The organism is Priestia sp. JV24, assembly GCF_025910025.1.
GTDB lineage: Bacteria > Bacillota > Bacilli > Bacillales > Bacillaceae_H > Priestia > Priestia megaterium.
Window position 1 is genome coordinate 1 of the sequence record NZ_JAPCIN010000056.1, and the last position, 3,558, is coordinate 3,558.

At 31.9% G+C, this 3,558-nt stretch carries 4 protein-coding genes; 2 read left to right on the plus strand and 2 right to left on the minus strand.

Features of this window, described 5'->3' with window-relative positions; genetic code table 11:
• Window positions 1-66 precede the first annotated feature (66 nt).
• Complete coding sequence (locus tag OK414_RS29260; RefSeq protein WP_233335547.1) at window positions 67-600, minus strand: DUF3967 domain-containing protein; 534 nt, start codon at window positions 598-600, stop codon at window positions 67-69.
• A gap of 627 nt (window positions 601-1,227) precedes the next feature.
• Between OK414_RS29260 and OK414_RS29265 the strand changes: the two genes are divergently transcribed.
• Window positions 1,228-1,686, plus strand: a complete 459-nt coding sequence (locus OK414_RS29265; RefSeq protein ID WP_098250102.1) for a replication/maintenance protein RepL — start codon at window positions 1,228-1,230, stop codon at window positions 1,684-1,686.
• A gap of 156 nt (window positions 1,687-1,842) precedes the next feature.
• A complete protein-coding gene (locus OK414_RS29270; RefSeq protein ID WP_205663468.1) occupies window positions 1,843-2,193 on the plus strand; it encodes a response regulator transcription factor in 351 nt (116 codons plus the stop codon).
• Window positions 2,194-2,243: 50 nt separating this feature from the next.
• On the opposite strand, the gene OK414_RS29275 is transcribed toward OK414_RS29270, so the two are convergent.
• Entirely contained in the window at window positions 2,244-2,744 is a 501-nt protein-coding gene (locus OK414_RS29275; protein WP_233335546.1) for an HTH domain-containing protein, read from the minus strand.
• Window positions 2,745-3,558 lie beyond the last annotated feature (814 nt).

Here is a 3,558-nt window from a genome sequence, read left to right on the forward strand (position 1 = left end):
CATCTTATAAAAAACATTGTATATGTTGGCTCTGATACATTATCAAAGTTGTTTATAATACAACAACTAAAGTTTCCAAAACTGCCACCATTTCTTTTTTTCTTCTGAAGCAGCTACTAATTTCTTTGTTTCTTGTATTGATCGTAAGGTCTCCATTAAAGCTAAGTCTCTTTGTTCCCTTTTAATTTCACTTTCTTTATAGCTTTGCTTTATTTCTTCTAGCTCTTTAACCAATAATTTATTACTCTCCATAAGTTGCTCGTTAATTGCTCTTTGTTCTTTAAACATAGCTTTCAAAAAATCTAAAGAAGAAGAGTCTAATTCTTGGTTGATTGATTGATGATTGATTGATTGAACATCAATGAAAAGCTTATAACCATCGGCTTTGAGCTTACTATCTATTTCAGTATCAATCAAGTTATCGATCATATACCACTTCCGAATTTTCTTTAGAACTTCTACGGAATCTGGATGTAATAAAATCTTTTTCCCTTCCCTCTTAGTATTAAGAAAAGCTTGATGTTTTTGTATGTATCTCCTTACAGTTGGAACAGGTGTATTAATCATTTTAGAAATATCATTGATCGTTATCCAATCCATAATATAAACTGTCCTCCTTCAATCGATCAATCAATTATCAATCAATCACTAAGACAAACTATATATAGTTTCTTTAATTTTATCAAAATCCCTACTGATTGATCGATGATTGATCGATTGATTCACCTTTGTTTTGGGGTGGCGTGCTGGCTAGGGGTTTGGGGACTAGTCCCCATTTGTGTATCTTATTTGAAAAAAGGTAGCAACTATGGACGGCTGCTTTGGCGGTTCGGCAGGTATAATGGCCGTCACAAGCCGAGCATCTTAAACTTTGTTTTGGGTATGTTCGGCTTGGCGATATAACCAACCCTGCCGAAATTTGAAATGCAAGGAGAAAAGAGTGGAGATTTTTTCAGTGACTTTCTGAAAAAATACTACTCGAACCTTGCATTAAAAATAGCAAATATATTAATAGATAAGAGTGAAAAAAAGATGAAATGTTGGACAAAGCCTTTTATATCAAGGGTTTGAGGGTGATTTGTTCACTTAAATTTTTTTAAGTGTTCACTTAAATTTTTTTAAGTGTTTACTTAAATAAGACTTAAGTGTTTACTTAAGTCTCTTGTTATTATATACTCAAAATATGAAAAAGAGACTGGATTATTTTTCTATAAAGGAGTTAAAAAAATGTCTAATTACAAACGCAAAAAAGGAGTAACTAGAAAAGCAACAAAAGTTGTAGGAACAAAAAAATACATAAACTCAGAGACTGGAGAAATCGAAGAAATGGAAGTTATAAGCATTGAAGAACGAGATGCTAATTTCCATAAAATTTGGTTAGGTCATATAGTTGAAAGTCTTGATTTAATAGGTAATAAGAAACTTAAAGTTCTTACATTCATAATGGATAACCTTAATAGCGAGAACATGTTTTTAATGACTTATAAAGAAATTGAACAGAAATTAGGAATTTCTCAGCCTACGATTGCTGAAACAATGAAAGCTCTACAAGAATCAGACTTTCTTAAAAAGATTAGAGCTGGAACCTATCAAATCAATCCAGATAAGATCTTTAAGGGCGGTAAAAACTCAAGATTAAACGTTTTAATGCAATATAACGAGATTGATAACAAGGAAGATAAATAAATTAAGGAGGTGATTCAAACGTTTAACACCAAGATTAGACACAACAACACAAAAAGGGCATTTCTCCTGGCAGAGAAACACCCCATTGCTTAATAGATTTTCGAATGCAATTTTATTATAGCATGGGTTGCCCTCAAAAAATAGGAGGGTCTTATCATGGATCAAACTGAAAAATTATTAATAGGCATTGAACATGTTCTAAGTCTAGCTTCCGATTTAGTAGATGAAGTTGCTCGACTAAAGAATGTAGAAGAAGAATGTAAAATGCTAAAAGAGAAAGTCTTCATGAACCAACTAACTCAAGCAGAACAAGAAGTATTTGCTCTTGCTATTGATGGTCATTCTATTTCAGAAATACAAAACCTTCTTCATAAAGAAGAAAGCACTATTAAAAATCAAAGAAAAAGCATCTTAAAGAAATTGAATACAGAATCTATGACAGAGGCCGTTCAACAATTTCAAAACCTACATCAAGAACCTTCAAAAAAACTAATAAGAATTTCTTAAACATAGTAGCCTTAAAGGCTAAAGAAGCAGGCTTAAGCCTGCTTTTCTTTTTAGTCTAATAATCCCTTTTCCTTAAACACTTTTCTCAAAGCTTCATTCACCAATTCAGATTTATAACTCTTTGGCACCCGATCAATAATACTTAACACATCATCATCAAAATAAAAGCCTCGGTATACTCTTTTCGAACGGTCTTTTGGACTTTGCAACAACAAATCAATTGCATCTACTGTACTAGCTTTTGAAGAACTAGTGCTAGTGCTTTCACTTTCATCAACATAGCTCGTACTAGCTGCTACTTCGCTGGTTGCTAGCTTTTGTTCTGCTGGCATTTTACTGTTTTTAGAGATAAGGGTACTAAAATCAATATCTAAAGGCTCTGATTCTTCTCCAACATAGCGATAAATGCTTTCCTTACTGTCCCATTCATAACCTAATTTCTTAATCTTTGATTGAATGGTACGAGTACTTACACCATATCGATCAGCTAATTCTTTAATAGTGATTTCTTTCATCATAATGCCATTTAACATCTTTTTTACCAGCATCATACTAGCCCCCATTTTCGTATTAAGAGTATAGTACTAATATTCAAATGCAACATGATATTTCCTGCTATATTTTTTTCAGCTGCATAGTTATTTCAATCTTTGAGCAAAATACTGGAGAAGTCTTGTAGGACTCCACTTACAACCTAATATTTATCAGTAGAAAAAGCCATCTTCCCCAAAGATGGCTTTTTCGCCTTTTAGTTAACATAAAATCAATTATAAGAAGCCAAATTCCTTATATATAAAGAATTTGGCTTCTATTTTTATCAAAAAATGATTAATATGTTTAATTCAACAGCAATGATTAAATTGATTCGGTTTGGTTAGTTAAATAAAAATATGCAGCAATCATTATCATGTTAGTAGGATATCATTTAATAAAGCTAGTTCTACGCTGAAAGGATCACTAATTTTTCTAAGTTCACAATAACCAGAACTATAAATATGAATAATCTTAAATCTTGTACCACGATACAAAACCTCTTTATTAATTGACATACCTTCCCTCCAGATTCATTATCATAGTCTATTCAACATATTAATCATTTTTCTTATTCAACGTACATCTGGAATAGAATCAAACTACTTTTCCCTTTTTTATATATTTCAAAACATAAATTCAAATAAAATTTTAAATACACTCGACTATATACATATTTTTAACTGCCTTGAGCAAACTACTCATGACGTCGTGAGGCATCCAGTATCCAACACGAATCTCTTCTCCAAGAGCAGAAAAACCTACTGATCCCCTGTTCAGTAGGTTTTTCGTTTTTACGCTGTATATGGTATGCAACCTTAGTTAACATAATAC